Source organism: Pedobacter sp. UC225_61 (assembly GCF_044452285.1).
Classification (GTDB): Bacteria; Bacteroidota; Bacteroidia; order Sphingobacteriales; family Sphingobacteriaceae; genus Pedobacter.
Genome location: NZ_JBIOAL010000001.1, coordinates 1,220,734 through 1,236,233, shown reverse-complemented (window position 1 = coordinate 1,236,233; position 15,500 = coordinate 1,220,734). Strand labels below are relative to the sequence as shown.

At 33.3% G+C, this 15,500-nt stretch carries 16 protein-coding genes; 4 read left to right on the top strand and 12 right to left on the bottom strand.

The annotated features are described in order from the left end of the window. Nucleotides 1–35: 35 nt before the first annotated feature. The 3 genes from fabD to ACHMWN_RS05990 are packed head-to-tail and all read right to left on the bottom strand — an operon-like array spanning nt 36 to nt 2,047. Nucleotides 36–917, bottom strand: coding sequence for an ACP S-malonyltransferase (fabD, locus tag ACHMWN_RS06000; protein ID WP_397298546.1), 882 nt, complete (start codon nt 915–917; stop codon nt 36–38). 57 nt (nt 918–974) lie between these two features. Beyond that, entirely contained in the window at nt 975–1,610 is a 636-nt protein-coding gene (gene folE, locus ACHMWN_RS05995) for a GTP cyclohydrolase I FolE (RefSeq protein WP_397298544.1), read from the bottom strand. A gap of 26 nt (nt 1,611–1,636) precedes the next feature. Continuing rightward, complete coding sequence (locus ACHMWN_RS05990) at nt 1,637–2,047, bottom strand: 6-pyruvoyl trahydropterin synthase family protein (RefSeq protein ID WP_397298542.1); 411 nt, start codon at nt 2,045–2,047, stop codon at nt 1,637–1,639. Nucleotides 2,048–2,155: 108 nt separating this feature from the next. On the opposite strand from ACHMWN_RS05990, the gene mqnB reads away from it, so the two are divergent. Together mqnB and ACHMWN_RS05980 are read left to right on the top strand one after the other, a co-directional pair. Continuing rightward, on the top strand, nt 2,156–2,779 hold the full coding sequence (gene mqnB / locus ACHMWN_RS05985) for a futalosine hydrolase (protein ID WP_397298540.1): 624 nt from the start codon (nt 2,156–2,158) through the stop codon (nt 2,777–2,779). Between the two features lie 45 nt (nt 2,780–2,824). Further along, nucleotides 2,825–3,676, top strand: coding sequence for a menaquinone biosynthesis family protein (locus ACHMWN_RS05980; protein WP_397298538.1), 852 nt, complete (start codon nt 2,825–2,827; stop codon nt 3,674–3,676). Between the two features lies 1 nt (nt 3,677). Here the strand turns inward: ACHMWN_RS05980 and ACHMWN_RS05975 are convergent, their stop codons facing one another. The 7 genes from ACHMWN_RS05975 to ACHMWN_RS05945 all read right to left on the bottom strand — a co-directional run bounded on the left by ACHMWN_RS05975 (nt 3,678) and on the right by ACHMWN_RS05945 (nt 9,719). After that, on the bottom strand, nt 3,678–4,061 hold the full coding sequence (locus tag ACHMWN_RS05975) for a hypothetical protein (RefSeq protein ID WP_397298536.1): 384 nt from the start codon (nt 4,059–4,061) through the stop codon (nt 3,678–3,680). A 3-nt stretch (nt 4,062–4,064) separates the two neighbouring features. Beyond that, nucleotides 4,065–5,297, bottom strand: coding sequence for an ABC transporter permease (locus ACHMWN_RS05970; RefSeq protein ID WP_397298535.1), 1,233 nt, complete (start codon nt 5,295–5,297; stop codon nt 4,065–4,067). Nucleotides 5,298–5,343: 46 nt separating this feature from the next. Continuing rightward, the gene (locus ACHMWN_RS05965; protein ID WP_397298533.1) at nt 5,344–5,982 is read right to left on the bottom strand and encodes an MBL fold metallo-hydrolase; all 639 of its coding nucleotides are present in this window, start codon (nt 5,980–5,982) and stop codon (nt 5,344–5,346) included. A gap of 71 nt (nt 5,983–6,053) precedes the next feature. Further along, complete coding sequence (gene gldD, locus ACHMWN_RS05960) at nt 6,054–6,638, bottom strand: gliding motility lipoprotein GldD (protein ID WP_397298532.1); 585 nt, start codon at nt 6,636–6,638, stop codon at nt 6,054–6,056. A 1-nt stretch (nt 6,639) separates the two neighbouring features. After that, complete coding sequence (locus ACHMWN_RS05955; protein WP_397298531.1) at nt 6,640–7,401, bottom strand: shikimate dehydrogenase family protein; 762 nt, start codon at nt 7,399–7,401, stop codon at nt 6,640–6,642. 81 nt (nt 7,402–7,482) lie between these two features. Beyond that, entirely contained in the window at nt 7,483–8,250 is a 768-nt protein-coding gene (locus ACHMWN_RS05950) for a phosphosulfolactate synthase (RefSeq protein ID WP_397298529.1), read from the bottom strand. 65 nt (nt 8,251–8,315) lie between these two features. Beyond that, a complete protein-coding gene (locus tag ACHMWN_RS05945) occupies nt 8,316–9,719 on the bottom strand; it encodes a tetratricopeptide repeat protein (protein ID WP_397298528.1) in 1,404 nt (467 codons plus the stop codon). Between the two features lie 240 nt (nt 9,720–9,959). On the opposite strand from ACHMWN_RS05945, the gene ACHMWN_RS05940 reads away from it, so the two are divergent. After that, nucleotides 9,960–10,424 (top strand): hypothetical protein, encoded by a 465-nt coding sequence (locus ACHMWN_RS05940; RefSeq protein WP_397298527.1) that lies wholly within the window; start codon nt 9,960–9,962, stop codon nt 10,422–10,424. A gap of 83 nt (nt 10,425–10,507) precedes the next feature. Here ACHMWN_RS05940 and ACHMWN_RS05935 read toward each other — a convergent pair whose 3' ends face one another. Beyond that, nucleotides 10,508–13,015, bottom strand: coding sequence for a M1 family metallopeptidase (locus ACHMWN_RS05935; protein WP_397298525.1), 2,508 nt, complete (start codon nt 13,013–13,015; stop codon nt 10,508–10,510). 151 nt (nt 13,016–13,166) lie between these two features. On the opposite strand from ACHMWN_RS05935, the gene ACHMWN_RS05930 reads away from it, so the two are divergent. Beyond that, complete coding sequence (locus ACHMWN_RS05930) at nt 13,167–14,708, top strand: aldehyde dehydrogenase family protein (RefSeq protein ID WP_397298524.1); 1,542 nt, start codon at nt 13,167–13,169, stop codon at nt 14,706–14,708. Between the two features lie 144 nt (nt 14,709–14,852). Here the strand turns inward: ACHMWN_RS05930 and ACHMWN_RS05925 are convergent, their stop codons facing one another. After that, on the bottom strand, nt 14,853–15,494 hold the full coding sequence (locus ACHMWN_RS05925) for a GIN domain-containing protein (protein WP_397298523.1): 642 nt from the start codon (nt 15,492–15,494) through the stop codon (nt 14,853–14,855). Between the last annotated feature and the right edge of the window lie 6 nt (nt 15,495–15,500).

The following is a 15,500-nucleotide window of genomic DNA, read 5'->3' as shown; positions in this document are numbered from 1 at the left end:
TAGTTGCTTCATTTGACTAAACAACTTTTGGGCACTTAAACTATGCTTGCGCTGCTAGTTTGTACTTCTCTATTTACTTTTTTAACCAAGCCTTGTAATACATTTCCAGGTCCCACTTCTACAAATTCTGTGGCTCCGTCAGCAATCATATTTGTAGCCGTTTGTGTCCATCGTACTGCGCCAGTTAATTGAGCAATTAAGTTTGCCTTTATTGTTGCAGGATCAGTAGTTGGTTTTGCATTTACATTTTGATAAATTGGGCATATTGGTGATAAAATATCAGTATTTTCAATTGCTTCTTGTAATTCGACTTTTGCAGGCTCCATTAATGGTGAGTGAAAAGCACCTCCAACATTTAATTTTAATGCTCTTTTTGCTCCAGCTTCTGTTAATTTCAAACATGCTTCATCAATTCCTTCAATGCTACCAGATATAACTAATTGACCTGGGCAATTGTAATTTGCAGGAACAACAACAGCATCAATACTTGAACATATTTCTTCTACAACTTCATCTGCTAAACCTAGAATAGCCGCCATAGTACTTGGTTGAAGTTCGCATGCTTTTTGCATTGCATTTGCACGAGCTATTACTAATTTCATACCATCTTCAAATGATAATGCATTTGCAGCTACTAATGCAGAAAATTCTCCTAAAGAGTGCCCAGCAACCATATCTGGTTTAAAATTATCTCCTAAAACCTTGGCTAAAATAACAGAGTGAAGAAAAATAGCAGGTTGTGTTACATTTGTTTGCTTTAACTCTTCATCTGTACCACTAAACATAATATCGCTAATGCGAAAACCTATAATTTCGTTGGCTTTTTCAAACAATTCTTTTGCTAAAGGATTTTCATAAAGGTCTTTACCCATACCTACAAATTGGGCGCCTTGCCCTGGAAATATATATGCTTTCATATTTTAAAATCCCAATAGGGAAGTTTGTTTTGTTAAAATTTTGTTCTTAAAATTGGTTTAGTGAAGATCTGCTGTTATTAACCTCAAAAACTCTGCTCTTGTTTTATCGTTACTAATAAATTCTCCCGTAAATGCCGAAGTTGTAGTTACTGAATTTTGCTTTTGGACTCCACGCATAGACATGCATAAGTGTTTACATTCAATTACAACTGCTACTCCTGCAGGATGCAATGTTTCTTGAATACAATCTCTTATTTCATTTGTTAAACGTTCCTGTACTTGTAAACGACGAGCAAATGCATCTACTACTCTAGGAATTTTACTTAAGCCCACAATGTGTCCATTTGGAATATAAGCAATGTGCGCTTTCCCAAAAAATGGCAACATATGGTGTTCGCACATCGAATAAACTTCAATGTCTTTTACCACTACCATTTGACTATACTCTTCTTTAAACATTGCAGAGCGAAGAATTTCTTGCGGTTGAATATCGTAGCCATGAGTTAAATATTGCAAGGCTTTCGCTACACGTTCTGGTGTTTTTAAAAGACCTTCTCGTTCAGGATTTTCACCTAATTTCCCTAAAATATCTTTATAATGAACAGCAACCGAGGCGATTTTTTCATCATCGTATCGATCTATTTTTTGATAGCCTATTGTTTCTTCTTCGTGATCGTATTTATCGTTTTCCATTAGTTATAAGTTGCTTTTAATGGTTATTAACCAAAATACTCTACAAAGTTATTTTCGGTTTCATAAATTTTAATGCAATGTAATTGTGCTCCGCTTTCATTAATATGAGGTAATAAAATATCCCAAATCGCGATTGCTAAATTCTCTGTAGATGCCAAAATATCTTTCATAAATTCTACATCTAAATTTAAATTCTTATGATCTACTTTATCTATCACATACACGTTAATTATTTGCTTCAACCACTTTAAATCCACTAAAAATCCAGTTTCTGGGTTAACCTCTCCTTTAACAGTTACATATAATTGATAATTATGCCCATGCCAATTCGGATTTGCGCACTTACCATAAACCTCCGTATTTTTATCCTCACTCCAATCTGTTCTTGATAATTTGTGAGCTGCATTAAAACTCTCTCTGCGTGTTATGTAAATCATTTTGTATCAAATAAAGAACAAATATACTATATATTGGTTAAGGTTAATAGCAGATAGACCTTTCGCGACTAGCATTTAGCATAGAAAGAATTTCTTTACATTTACCTTATGAAACTATTGGTTGTTGCCGCCACTAAAGCTGAATTAGGTAAGGTATTTGAGCATTTTAATCTGCCAGATAAAAATTTTGTACAGCAGGATAAATTTGATATACTCATAACTGGCGTTGGCATGACGGCTACCGCTTTTGCTTTAGGTAGGCATTTGAATAGTATTTACAATTTGGTTGTAAATGTTGGCATTGCTGGTAGTTTTGATAAAAATATCCCATTGGGAAGTTTACTTAACATTAACACAGATACATTTTCCGAATTAGGCGCAGAAAATCATGATGAATTTATTACGATTGATGAATTAGGCTTTGGAAACAATACGTTTAAGGCTACTTATCAAATAGTTGATTTACCTATTGCTAAGGGAATTACTGTGAATAAAGTTCATGGTAATGCTAATAGCATCGCAAAAATTGAACAAAAATTTAATCCGCAAACTGAAAGTATGGAAGGTGCCGTTGTATTTTATGGGTGTAATACCTTACAAATTCCATGTGCACAAGTGAGAAGCATTTCTAACTATGTAGAGCCAAGAAATAAAGAAAATTGGCAAATGGGATTAGCTATTAAAAATTTAAATGATTGGTTGATCGATTTTATTAATGCAAAAACGAAATGAGTTAAACATGACGATATGAATTACTTTTAACTTTATTTTTGCTCTATGAAACTTACACTCGGTTTTTCACCTTGCCCTAATGATACCTTCATATTTGATGCCTTAATTCATGATAAAATTGATACAGAAGGTTTAACTTTTGATGTTTCTTTTGATGATGTAGAAACCTTAAATCAAAAGGCTATGCATGGCGAATTAGACATTACCAAATTGAGTTTTCATGCGTTTGCTTATGTAATAGAAAAGTACGCTCTTTTAAATGCTGGTAGCGCTTTAGGTTTCGGCGTTGGTCCTTTATTGATTTGCAAAAATGAGAATTTTGAGCGAATTAATCAGCAATTGAAATTTGAAAACTGTCAGCTGACAACTGCAATACCTGGCAAATATACTACTGCAAATTTTTTATTGGGAGTTGCCTATCCTCAACTCACAAATAAAAGAGAAATGGTGTTTTCTGAAATTGAAAATTCTTTATTAAACGAAGAAATTGATTTAGGTTTAATTATTCACGAAAATCGCTTTACTTATCAGGATAAGGGTTTGCATAAAGTAGTTGATTTAGGTACGTATTGGGAGAAATTAACAGGTTGTGCCATCCCATTGGGTGGGATTGTAATTAATCGAAAATTAAGTTTAGAAATACAGCAGAAAGTAAATAGATTGATTAGAAAATCTGTGGAATATGCTTTTGCCAATCCTAAATCTGGTATTAAGTTTATTCGTCAACATGCACAAGAAATGGATGAGGCCGTGATGTACAAACATATAGAATTGTACGTTAATAAATACTCAATAGATTTAGGTGAAGAAGGCAAGAAAGCAATAGATAATTTATTTGAAAAAGCAATTAAAAACGAAATAATTCCTGCTTTTAAGCAGAATTTATATGTGGCTTAAATTACTGTGAACAAGGCCCCTCAGGAATTTGCTTGCTAATTTTAAGCAACTTCGTTACCACCATTGTTGAGTCATAATCGCCCGTAACTGTTGTTGTATCTGATTTTACTAATTTACATTCAACTTCTATATAAACTGGGGTATATGGCTTTTCAAATCCTAAATTATTATAGGCCAATTCTAATGTTTTAGCACTATCTGCAACCCAATATTCTCTTCGTTCTTCGCAATCTGTAAAAGATTTAATTTCTGGACCGAAGCTGTAAAGTCCTTTTGCTATGATTTTTTTTGTTGAATCATCATTCGATTTTTTATCATTATGGCATGCTGATAAAACAATCATTGATGTAAATAATAAGAGAATTAATTTTTTATAGTCATTCATGTCTTAAAGATCTTGATTTAATTGATCTATTTTCTTTACACTTAAATTTGATGCCAAAGCTGAAGCAATAAAAGAAAAAATACTAACAGTGATAAAAACGAGTACGAAATCTTTCCATTTAAAAGCAATTGGATAAGCATTGGACACTAATAAATTCGATTCACCCATTTTAACCCATCCATAACGTTGTTGTAATAAACAGAAAACAAATCCAATTAATAAGCCAAAGATACAACCCGCTAACGTTATCATCATCCCCTCAACCAAAAATATTCTTTTAATTAATTTTTTCCCGGCTCCAAGACTATTCAATATAGAAATATCTTTAAGTTTATCTATAACCAACATCGTTAAAGAGCCAATAATATTAAATATAGCAATAATTAAAATGAAGGTTAGAATGATATAAACCATCCATTTCTCTGAACCTAAAACATTATATAATCCTTGGTTTTGTTGAATTCTGTTTTTAACTACAAAGTTTGATCCTAGTTTTTGAGCTATCTCATTTTTTAAGGTTTCAGCGTCTATACCATCATTTACATTTATTTCTATTGCCGATACATTTTTTTCTTCTCCTAAAAGTTCCCGAGCAAATGCTAAGGGTACAATAATTAAATTATCGAAATCTTGTTGAACTTCAAATACTCCAGATGGTGGAATACTCAACACGGTAAAATCATCCATTGGATTAATAGAATTCGCTTTAACACCCTTTTTTGGAGAATAAATTTGTAGTTTTTCAAAAGGATCACTAGAATTTACACCTAAATAAGCTTGTAAAGCAGAGCCGATCACTGCATTTGGGCCATTCTTATTCTCCAATACAAAATTGCCTTCAATCATGATGGTATCTAAACTCTTATTTTTCAAAAAATCACTACTCACACCTTTTACTAAAGCTGGAGATTGTTTATTATTATACCAAATTAATGCGTTCTCTGATAGGACTTCGGTATAGGAGAATATCGATTTATTTACCTGTAATTCTTTTAAATAAACTGTATTTGGATTAAACGTTTTGCCTTTAGATGGCATGATAATGATTTGTGGTGTGATGGTATTAAACATCTTAAGTACAACTTCTTCAAAACCGTTAAATACGGATAAAATAATGATTAAAGCTGTACTCCCTACAAAAACACCCAATACAGAAATTGCCGAAATGATATTTATGGCATTGGTCGATTTTTTTGCAAAAAGATACCTGCGGGCAATATAAAATGCTGTATTCACCTTTCAAATATATGGAAATGTAAGCGGTAAAAATGACGTTTACTAACTACACTAAAAATGGATTATTCATTTTCTCAAAAGCAATGGTTGTAGAAGGGCCATGTCCAGGAAAAACTTCACAATCATCTGGCAGTTGAAATAAATTTTCTTTAATACTAGTTATTAATTGCTTATGATTCCCCCCAGGCAAATCTGTCCTACCTATACTTCGGTAAAATAATACATCTCCGCCTATTAAAAAGTTTTCATCAACTGCGTAAAAACATAAATGTGCTGGCGAATGACCCGGTGCAAAAATCAATTCTAATTTACTTTGACCAAAATTAATAGTACCAGTTTCTGGTAAAAAAACTTCCGGCTCTGGAGAAAGTTCATATCGCATACCCATTTGTGGTGCATAACCTGCAACTGCTTGTAAAATGTATAATTCTCCTTTATGAAATTGTGGTTTTAATGACCAGTTATCAAACACAAATTTATTTCCTAATACATGGTCAATATGGCAATGGGTATTGAGCAAAAGTTCTGGCTGTAATTCGTTTTCTCTAATAAAAGTTACCAATTCGTTTTGCTCAGCTCCATCATACATTCCTGGGTCTATAATTACGCAAGCTCCTGTTTCATCATATAAAACGTAAGCATTTTCTTGGTAAGGATTAAATGTAAATTTCTTTAAACTGATCATATTTTACAAAGTTGTAAGTTTGAAATATTTGAACATTGAAACGTTGCAACTTACGACATTTCAACTTCACACTAGTTTTTCCATTTAAAAGTCTCAATCATTCTATCAATATCCTTTTTAAGAAATTTAACTACTGGCTGAATGGAGTCGTACTGGGGACGTTCGTTAAAATACAACGCCCCTCTAAAATAATGTTTTGCACTGTCCGTCAAAAAGAACTGAACAGAAGATGCCGTATTCCCTTCTATTGCGTAGTAAATTCCATATACTTTCTTTTCAGGATAATTAATTACTCTTTGGTCGATTGAATTTGCCTTAATTGTATGTTTCATGGCTAATGTTCTCGCCGATTCCGTCATTTCGTTATAATTCTTTTCCGAAAAAACACCATGATAAGTAAGGTGAAGTTTACCATTAAATTGTGGGAAATTCATATTATTCCAACAAGGTTGAGCATTTTTATCGCTATCTGCAGTTATTTGAGCGTAAACAGGGTATTCAAATGTAAAGGGACAATCCGAATTGAATACTTGGTATTGCTTTTTTGGAAAATTGATCCGGAAATATCCTTTAGGCTTTGGTGTATTTGTACTTTCACTGGTACAGGCAGCAATAACGGAGAGCAAAACGAATAGCAAAATGAGATTTCTTTTCATATTATGTATTCCAAATATACCATGAACGTTCTGCCTGTAGAAATAGCATTTCCAATCCATTTTTAATTTTTGCGCCTTGATTTTTCGCTCTCTTTAAAAACTCCGTTTCTTCTGGATTATAAACTAAATCGTATGCCAAATGTTGTGCGGTTAAAAACTGATACGGAATTGGTGGGTAAGAATTTAAATTTGGTGACATTCCCAATGGTGTCGTGTTAATGAGCATCATATATTCATTCAATATCTCTTCGGTAATTGCAGAATATAAGATTGCATTTGGTGCAGGATTTCTTACCACCACCAAATAAGGAATTTGCAATTTATTTAATACATATTTAACAGCTTTTGCAGCTCCACCATCGCCAAATATTAATGCCTTTTGATGATGTTTTTTTAACAATGGCTTTAAAGATTCAGAAAAACCATATGCGTCCGTATTGTATCCTTTTAATTTTGGTTTATCGTGATTTTGATCAATTGAAATACAATTTACGGCTCCAATTTCTTTCGCTGCATCATCAATTTCATTTAAAAATGGAATTACATTTACTTTATGTGGTATAGTTATATTTAATCCGCAAAGTGATGGATTCTTTGCAATTAAACCTTCAATTTCATTCGCATTTTCAATCGGAAATAATTCGTAACTACAATCCGCTATCCGTTCTTTCTCGAATTTTTCGGAAAAGAATTTCTTTGAAAATGAATGCGATAAAGGAAAGCCGATTAATCCGAATGTTCTCATGTCAAATTGTTGCGTCATTGCGAGGAGTAAAACGACGAAGCAATCTTTCTTGCTAAAAGATTGCTTCGCTATGCTCGCAATTACGAGTTTTTTATAGTTTTATTTTCCTTTATTTAAGAAATAATCAAAAGTATCTCCTCTTAAACCTAAACGGATAGTTTCTAAAGGAATAACTTCCGCAGGTGCGATATTACCCAAATTTACATTTGTACCAATTAGTTTGATAAACCAAACTTGTTGTTCTTTTTGTGGTGCTTCCCAAATAATCGTTTCTTCAGGTATTTGTGTTAAAATCTCATCCACTAATCCTTCCCTTACTTCCCCAGTACCACGATAAATACCCACATTTCCACCCTCACGAGCTTCTGCAATAACTTTCCAAGAACCTGCCTCTATTTCAGCTTTCATTAAGGCAATCCATTTATAAGGTGCAAATATTTTAGCTGCATCTTTAGAACCAACTTCAGAAATTACAGTTACTTGAGATGATAATTTTCTAATAAATTCACACTTTTCATCGTGCTCAATATCCATAGAACCATCCGAAACTTCAGCATACTCCATTCCAAATTCGTCTAAAACTCTACGGTAATCATCAAATTGGTTACGGATAGCGAAAGCCTCAAACAATGTTCCACCAAAGTAAGTTGGAATACCGGCATCACGATAAATCGCAAGTTTTTCCTTTAATTTAGGAGTTACAAAAGAGGTTGCCCATCCTAATTTTACAATATCTGTATGTACGCCTGCAATATCTATAAAATCTTCAACTTGTCTAAGACTTAGGCCTTTATCCATCACCATAGTTAATCCACTTTGACGAGGTTTTACCGAGCGATCAGGAATATCATTTAATTTGTAGTTCATATATGCTGCAAAGGTTAAAAAAACTCTGCTATTTTTTAAATAAAGCTGTTATTTCTTGTTAATTTCTATTTGATGTATTTATTGATTACTTCAATAATCAACCCATTATCTTGTAATTGAGGTAAATATTCGAACAAGATATAATGTTTTTCTGGATCAGTCACCAAAGCTGTTTCTAAATACGCAATAGCATCATTACTTTGACCAAGCGCAAATAAATAAGCTACCATTCGGTAATATAATTCTGCTGCATCTGGATTATTTTTAATCGCCTCAGCCATCGTTTCTGAAGCCTCTACTAATTTTCCTTGTTCATATAACACAGTTGAAAAATCTAGCCAAGCTTCAATATCTAGCGGATTATATTCTAAAACTTTATAATATGCTTCTACTGATTCGTCTATCTGACCTAATTTATAATGTGCATCGGCCATAGCAAACCAAAAATCAGGGTTTTCTTCATCCAATTCTAATGCTTTTTTATAAAAATGAAGTGATTCGAAAAAACGTTCTTCAAAATTTAAGGTTACACCAATTCCAAACCAAGCATCAGCCATTTTAGAATCCATTTTTACGGATTTCTTATAGTAAGAACGGGCTTCGTCCATTTTTTCAAGCTTCTCGTAGCATTCTCCAATTGCACAATAGGTATCTGCATTAGGTGGTTCGTATTCAAAAGTTTGTTTATAAACATCTATCGCCTCTTGGTATTTATCTAATTGCACTAAAGCATTTCCTTTATTATAATAAGCTGAAGCAAAATTTTCCTTAATTAAAATAGCATAATCGTAGGCATCAATTGCTTTTTCAAACAAATCTAACTTGTGATAGGAGTTTGCCAAATTGTACCATGCCGCATAAGAATACGGATCACTATCAATATATTCTTGGTAGAATTGAATGCTTTCTTCCTGTTTATCTAAAATATCATAGCAAAAGGCAAGTTCATATAAACCGTCCTTATTTTCCATGTTTTGTTCCAAGCTTCGCTTGATGTAAACAATTGCAGTTTCATAATCGTGCATATTTTGATACACATATGCCATCTGCAATAAAATTTCATCGGTAGTTTCTGCTAATGTTAATGCTTTCTCAAAATTTTCTAAAGCTTCTGCATGGCGCTCTAAATTCTGATAAATATTTCCACGTAATACATAAATGTCCGGCTCAGATGCCTCTAACATTTCAGCCTTTTCTAGTGCAGAGAATGCCTTATCTACCTGATTAGTAAATAATAATAATTGAGCTTGCTTAATTAAAAAAACCGCAGCGTACGGATGTTGGTTTAAAGCATATTCTACAACTTGCAATGCTTTAACCGGGTCGTTCTTTTCTATATAATTGTCAATTATATATTCAAATGCCTGCGCATCAAAAAAATATTGATCCTGGTTTCGGATCATCTCTTCGTAGCGTTCTACAGAGTTTTGCGCATCATTGTTAAAATCAAATTCAAATTCTTCTTCCATGTCTCGAATATTTAAAGAACAACCCTATTATTTCAAATACCTTATAAGTTTACGTTTTTTACAAGCCGACTTACGAAAATAATTTTCAACATACACACACTCTATAATGTAATTGATTAGTAATAAAAGATTTAGCTTTAAGCAAGTGTGAATGATGCGGGCAGTTGGATTACAACCTTTGTTCTTTTAACTATTTACAAAAATATCATATATTTAACTTAAATCAGTAAAATTGAAGTCATGAAACGATTAAGTTTTATTCTATTATTGTCCATATTTGGAAGCATTCAGCTTTATGCGCAATCAAACACCGAAGAAACAGCAGTAAAAACAACTATTAATTTATTGTTTGATGGCATGAGAAATGCCGATACAGCTATGATACGTAAAGCTTTAGCAGCTCAAAATATCATGCAAACCATTGCTAAAAACAAGGATGGAAAATTTATAATAAGAACAGAAAACGTAAGCGATTTTATTAAAAGTGTTGGCACTCCGCATCCCGAAAAATACGATGAACGTATTGTATTCACGAAAATATTAATCGATGCCAATCTTGCTAGTGTTTGGACGGATTATAAATTTTATGTCGGTGAAAAATTTAGCCATTGCGGCGTTAATTCTTTCCAACTTTTTAAAGGAGAAGATGGGTGGAAAATTATTTATATTATCGATACTAGACGGAAAGATAATTGCAATTTTTAAATTAGTTAAACATGATAAAGCCGCAGATGCGCAGATTTTTCCTAAATATAATCGAAAGAAATCTGCACATCTGCGGCTTAATTCTATTTCTTCGCTAACTCATCAGCGCCGGCTTTAAAATAGCTCGCTTGTTTAAGCAGATTATCTTTTGCTTCTTGACTCGAAGAAGTTTCTGCCGCTTTTAATTTAGCTTGCTCTGCAGTAGTGAACACCTGCACAAATTGTTTTCCGTAATACTGTGTCAATTTAGTTCTATCCATGTTAGTAATGATAGCTTGAACACCAGCTTGCGTAATTTTTGGGTTCGTGTTTTTACTTAAATAAGAAGAATAAAAACCAACTACTTGAGCTAATTTATTGATGCCCTCATTATTTACAATATTCAAGTAAAAATCATTGTAGCTATCATCTCCTAAAGCAGCATAAACTTGGGCTAATTGATTAGGAATATGTGCTTTTGTATCTGCGTCTAAACTAGACATTACTCCATTTAATGAAGTTGGCTCTAACATATTGATAGCTTGTAGAGCTGTACCAATTACTTTATAAGAACGATCTTTTAAACTTTCTTTTGCAAGGGATAAATACGCTTTATCACCAGATGTTGCTAATCTTGCTAATGCAGTTGCTCTAACATTTGAATTTTTATCTTGCTTTGCCATGGTTGCTAATGTAGATCCAACCATGTCTTTTATTTTTTCATCCTTTAAATTAAAACCTTTAATAGCCAAGGCTCTTAATGCTTCATTTTGATCTTTTAACGCTAATAATAACATTTGTTGAGCAGCGGTTTCTTTATTTTTCAATGTTGCTTGCTCAATTGCTTTTATTCTATTAGCATAAGATGGCGCATTTGTATATTGGAAAATATAATTTTCTAACGTTTTATCTTCTTTAATCTGTCCAACTATAATTTTATCAGCATCAAAATCGATTAAATCAGGCTTTGCCGATACAGGAAAACTAAAGCTTTGTTCTCTACTATTAATAACAATTTCTTTAGTGGTTTTTTTACCGCCAACGTAAATATCTACTTTTATTGGAAGTGTAAATGTTTGTACAGATACAGATTGAATTTGTTTCACATTTATAGTTGTATTTCCATCTTTATAATCATATTTCACATCTAAAATTGGATGCCCACCTGCATAATACCATTGGTTAAAATATGGCGACCAATCTTTTCCTGTTACATCTTCAAATGCCAAACGTAATTGTTGGGCTTCTCCATTTTTAAACGCATTTGTTGTTAAATAACGGTTTAACGATTTGAAGAAGGCATCATCACCCATTTGATTTTTCAGCGCATATAAAATTACTGCTCCTTTTGGGTAACTGATATTATCGAAAACATCTTCTTTATCGTTATAATTAAAACGTACTAAAGTTGGACTTTCACCATTTTGAGTAGATGATAAATAAGTATTTAATTTCTCGTATCTCGTTCTATCCGCAGCATCTTTACCTGCATCATATTGTTTCCAAATAATTTCTGAAAAAGCGGCAAATGATTCATTCACTGTAATATTCGACCACGATTCTGCAGTTACATAATCGCCAAACCACTGGTGAAATAACTCATGAGCAATTGTACTTTCTTGATCCCCATCTAACAATTCTCTATCCGTTGCTTGTACAGCTTCACCGTGTAGAGTAGCAGTTGTGTTTTCCATTGCTCCCGAAACATAATCGCGAGCAACAATTTGTGAGTATTTATTCCAAGGATATTCAACTCCAGTCACCTGAGAAAAGAAACCCATCATTTTAGGCGTTTTACCGAAAATAGCCTTGGCATAAGGCGCATATTTTGGCTCTAAATAATAATTAACTTCTTTGCCCTTGTAGGTATCTTTATAAATTTTGAAATCGCCTACGGCCATCATAAATAAATACGGCGAATGTGGTAGATCCATTTTCCAAGTATCTGTTCTTGTTCCGTTTGTGTTTCCTTTTTGCGAAACTAATTTACCGTTTGATAAAGTCACATATTTAGACAAAACCGTCATCGAAATTTCGGCAGTTGTTTTTTGGTTTGGTTTATCAATTGTTGGGAACCAAGCAGAAGAAGCTTCAGTTTCACCTTGCGTCCAAATTTGTGTTGGTTTATTTTTTTCTGTGCCATCAGGATTAATAAAATATAGTCCTTTTGCATCAGTAATTGCTGCACTTCCTTTTATCGTTAATTCATTCGGTTTTGCTGTATAATCAATGTATAAGGTATATTTTTCATCCTTAACATAATTTTTATTTAACTGAATGTATAACTTCTCTTTATCGTTCGTAAACTTTAATGGTGTATTTCCTTTAGCGCCAACTACCGCGATGCTTTTAACATCCATTCCTTTTGCATCAAGAGTTACAGAATCGGTAGTGTAAAAGTGAGGTTTTAGCGTTATCCAAGCTTTTCCATATAAATATCGCTTTGCGTAATCGAAGCTGACATCTAATTTGGTATGCACTAAATCATTAACTTTTGTGGCCGTAACGCGATAAGTTGGGTTAACTTTTGCTTTTTCTTCTTGAGCATTTGCTGAAGAAATTCCACCTACAATTACCAGACTCATTAATCCGGCTATAAAATGTTTATTCATGGTTTATATTTTTTTATTGGATTTAATTTGATAAATAAAGTTACAAGGTAGTTAGAAAGCTACAAAAGATTATCGGCTATTTATAATTTGGTAAACCTGCTTAATTTTTTGTTGTTTTGTATAAATCGATTTTCAGATTAAACATCATCATATGAAAACAAATATCAACGCTGTTTTAAAACAATTAGGAATTGAAAATAGTAATCCAGCCTACAGTACGGGCAGTAATTGGGGAAAAACAGCTAGCGAAAAAATTATTGAAAGCCACTCTCCTGTAGATGCAAAAAAAATAGCATCAGTACAAGTTGCCTCTGCAAAAGATTATGATTTAGTAGTTGAAACTGCGCAAAAAGCTTTCTTACAATGGCGAACTGTACCCGCTCCAAAAAGAGGAGAAATGGTGCGTCAATTTGGTGAAGCGTTAAGAGCAAACAAAGAAGCTTTAGGAACTTTAGTTTCTTATGAAATGGGAAAAAGTTTGCAAGAAGGATTTGGCGAAGTGCAAGAAATGATTGACATCTGCGATTTTGCAGTTGGTTTATCTCGTCAGTTATATGGGTTAACCATGCATAGCGAGCGACCAAATCATCGTATGTATGAGCAATGGCATCCAATAGGAATTGTTGGAATTATTTCGGCATTTAATTTCCCTGTTGCCGTTTGGAGTTGGAATACGGCTTTGGCGTGGGTTTGTGGAAATGTTTGTATCTGGAAACCATCAGAAAAAACACCTTTAACGGCTATTGCTTGTCAGCATATTATAGCAAAAGTTTTAGCAGCTAATGATGTACCTGAAGGCGTTTCTAATTTAGTTATTGGGGATAGAGAAGTAGGCGAATTGTTAAGTAATGACACTAGAATTCCATTGGTTTCTGCAACAGGTTCTACCAGAATGGGAAAATCAGTTGGTGCTGCAGTTGGCGCTCGTCTGGGTAGAAGTTTATTAGAACTAGGTGGAAACAATGCCATTATTATTTCTAAAGATGCAGATTTAGATATGTCTATTATTGGCGCTGTATTTGGTGCAGTTGGTACAGCTGGACAACGTTGTACTTCTACGCGTCGTTTAATTATCCACGAAAGTGTGTATGATGCGTTTACCGCAAAACTTGTTAAAGCCTACGGACAATTGCGAATTGGAGATCCTTTAGATCAAAACAACCACGTTGGGCCATTAATTGATAAAGATGCCGTTGCAAGCTATTTAGATTCTATTGAAAAATGTAAAGCCGAAGGTGGAAATTTTGTTGTAGAAGGTGGCGTTTTAAGTGGTGCTGATTATTCTTCTGGCTGTTATGTAAAACCTTGTATTGCCGAAGTTAAAAACGATTATAAAATTGTTCAGCATGAAACTTTTGCGCCAATTTTATATCTGATAAAATACAAAGAGTTGGATGAAGCTATCGCTTTGCAAAATGGCGTTCCACAAGGATTATCATCTGCAATTATGACGTTAAATTTAAGAGAAGCTGAACAATTTTTGTCTGCTCAAGGTTCTGATTGCGGTATTGCAAACGTAAATATTGGCACCTCAGGCGCAGAAATTGGTGGTGCTTTTGGCGGCGAAAAAGAAACAGGTGGAGGTAGAGAAAGTGGATCTGATGCTTGGAAAGCATATATGCGTAGACAAACAAATACTATTAACTATGCAAATACATTGCCTTTAGCTCAAGGAATTAAATTTGATTTATAATAGTTAGCCGCAGATGTGCAGATTTTTCTTCGACAATCTCAGGATTACAAAACCTGTATTATCTTGTGGTTTCAAATTAATCTTATAAAAAAGAGCCTCAATTTGAGGCTCTTTTGATTTTAAAATTGATATATGATTGGGTTATTATTTTGCTAACTCGTCAATTAGTACAATACTTTCTAAAGTTGGTTTTTTAACTGTTATTACTTTTGCTAAAACCGTTGCAGTAGAGTTAACGCTTGAAGTTTCGGCTACAAAACAGCCCATGTTTAATTTTGCATTCGAGCTTAACACTGCGTAATATTCAGAAGTTGAACCACCTAATTTCAAGCTTGCATCATCTTTTACCGAAGTAAATAAATTTACTGTAGTTGTGTTAAGATCAGCAGTTGCTTTATCCTTTAAAATCACATCTAAACTTAAGAAATTCACTTTACCGTAAGTTCTTATTCTAGAGTTATCTCCACCTTCAATTGAAGAAAGGTTACGAACATAAACTGCTACAGTTAACGTTTCTTTTTGGAAAGAACTGATGCGTAACACACCGTTTTCTTGTTGTACCAATGCATTTTTTGAGTAATAGCTATCGTATACTTTTACACTTTCAGTTGGCGCTTGTACCAATAATACTTCAACGTTACCGCTTACTACAATTTTATTGATGTTTTTTATCTGATTTAAGATAGTAACATTGCTTTCTTTTACATCTGTTGATGCGAATGCAGAACTTGTTAATACTACTAGTGTTAATGCTGCTGCGAATACTGTTTTAATAGAAGTTTTCATATTCTT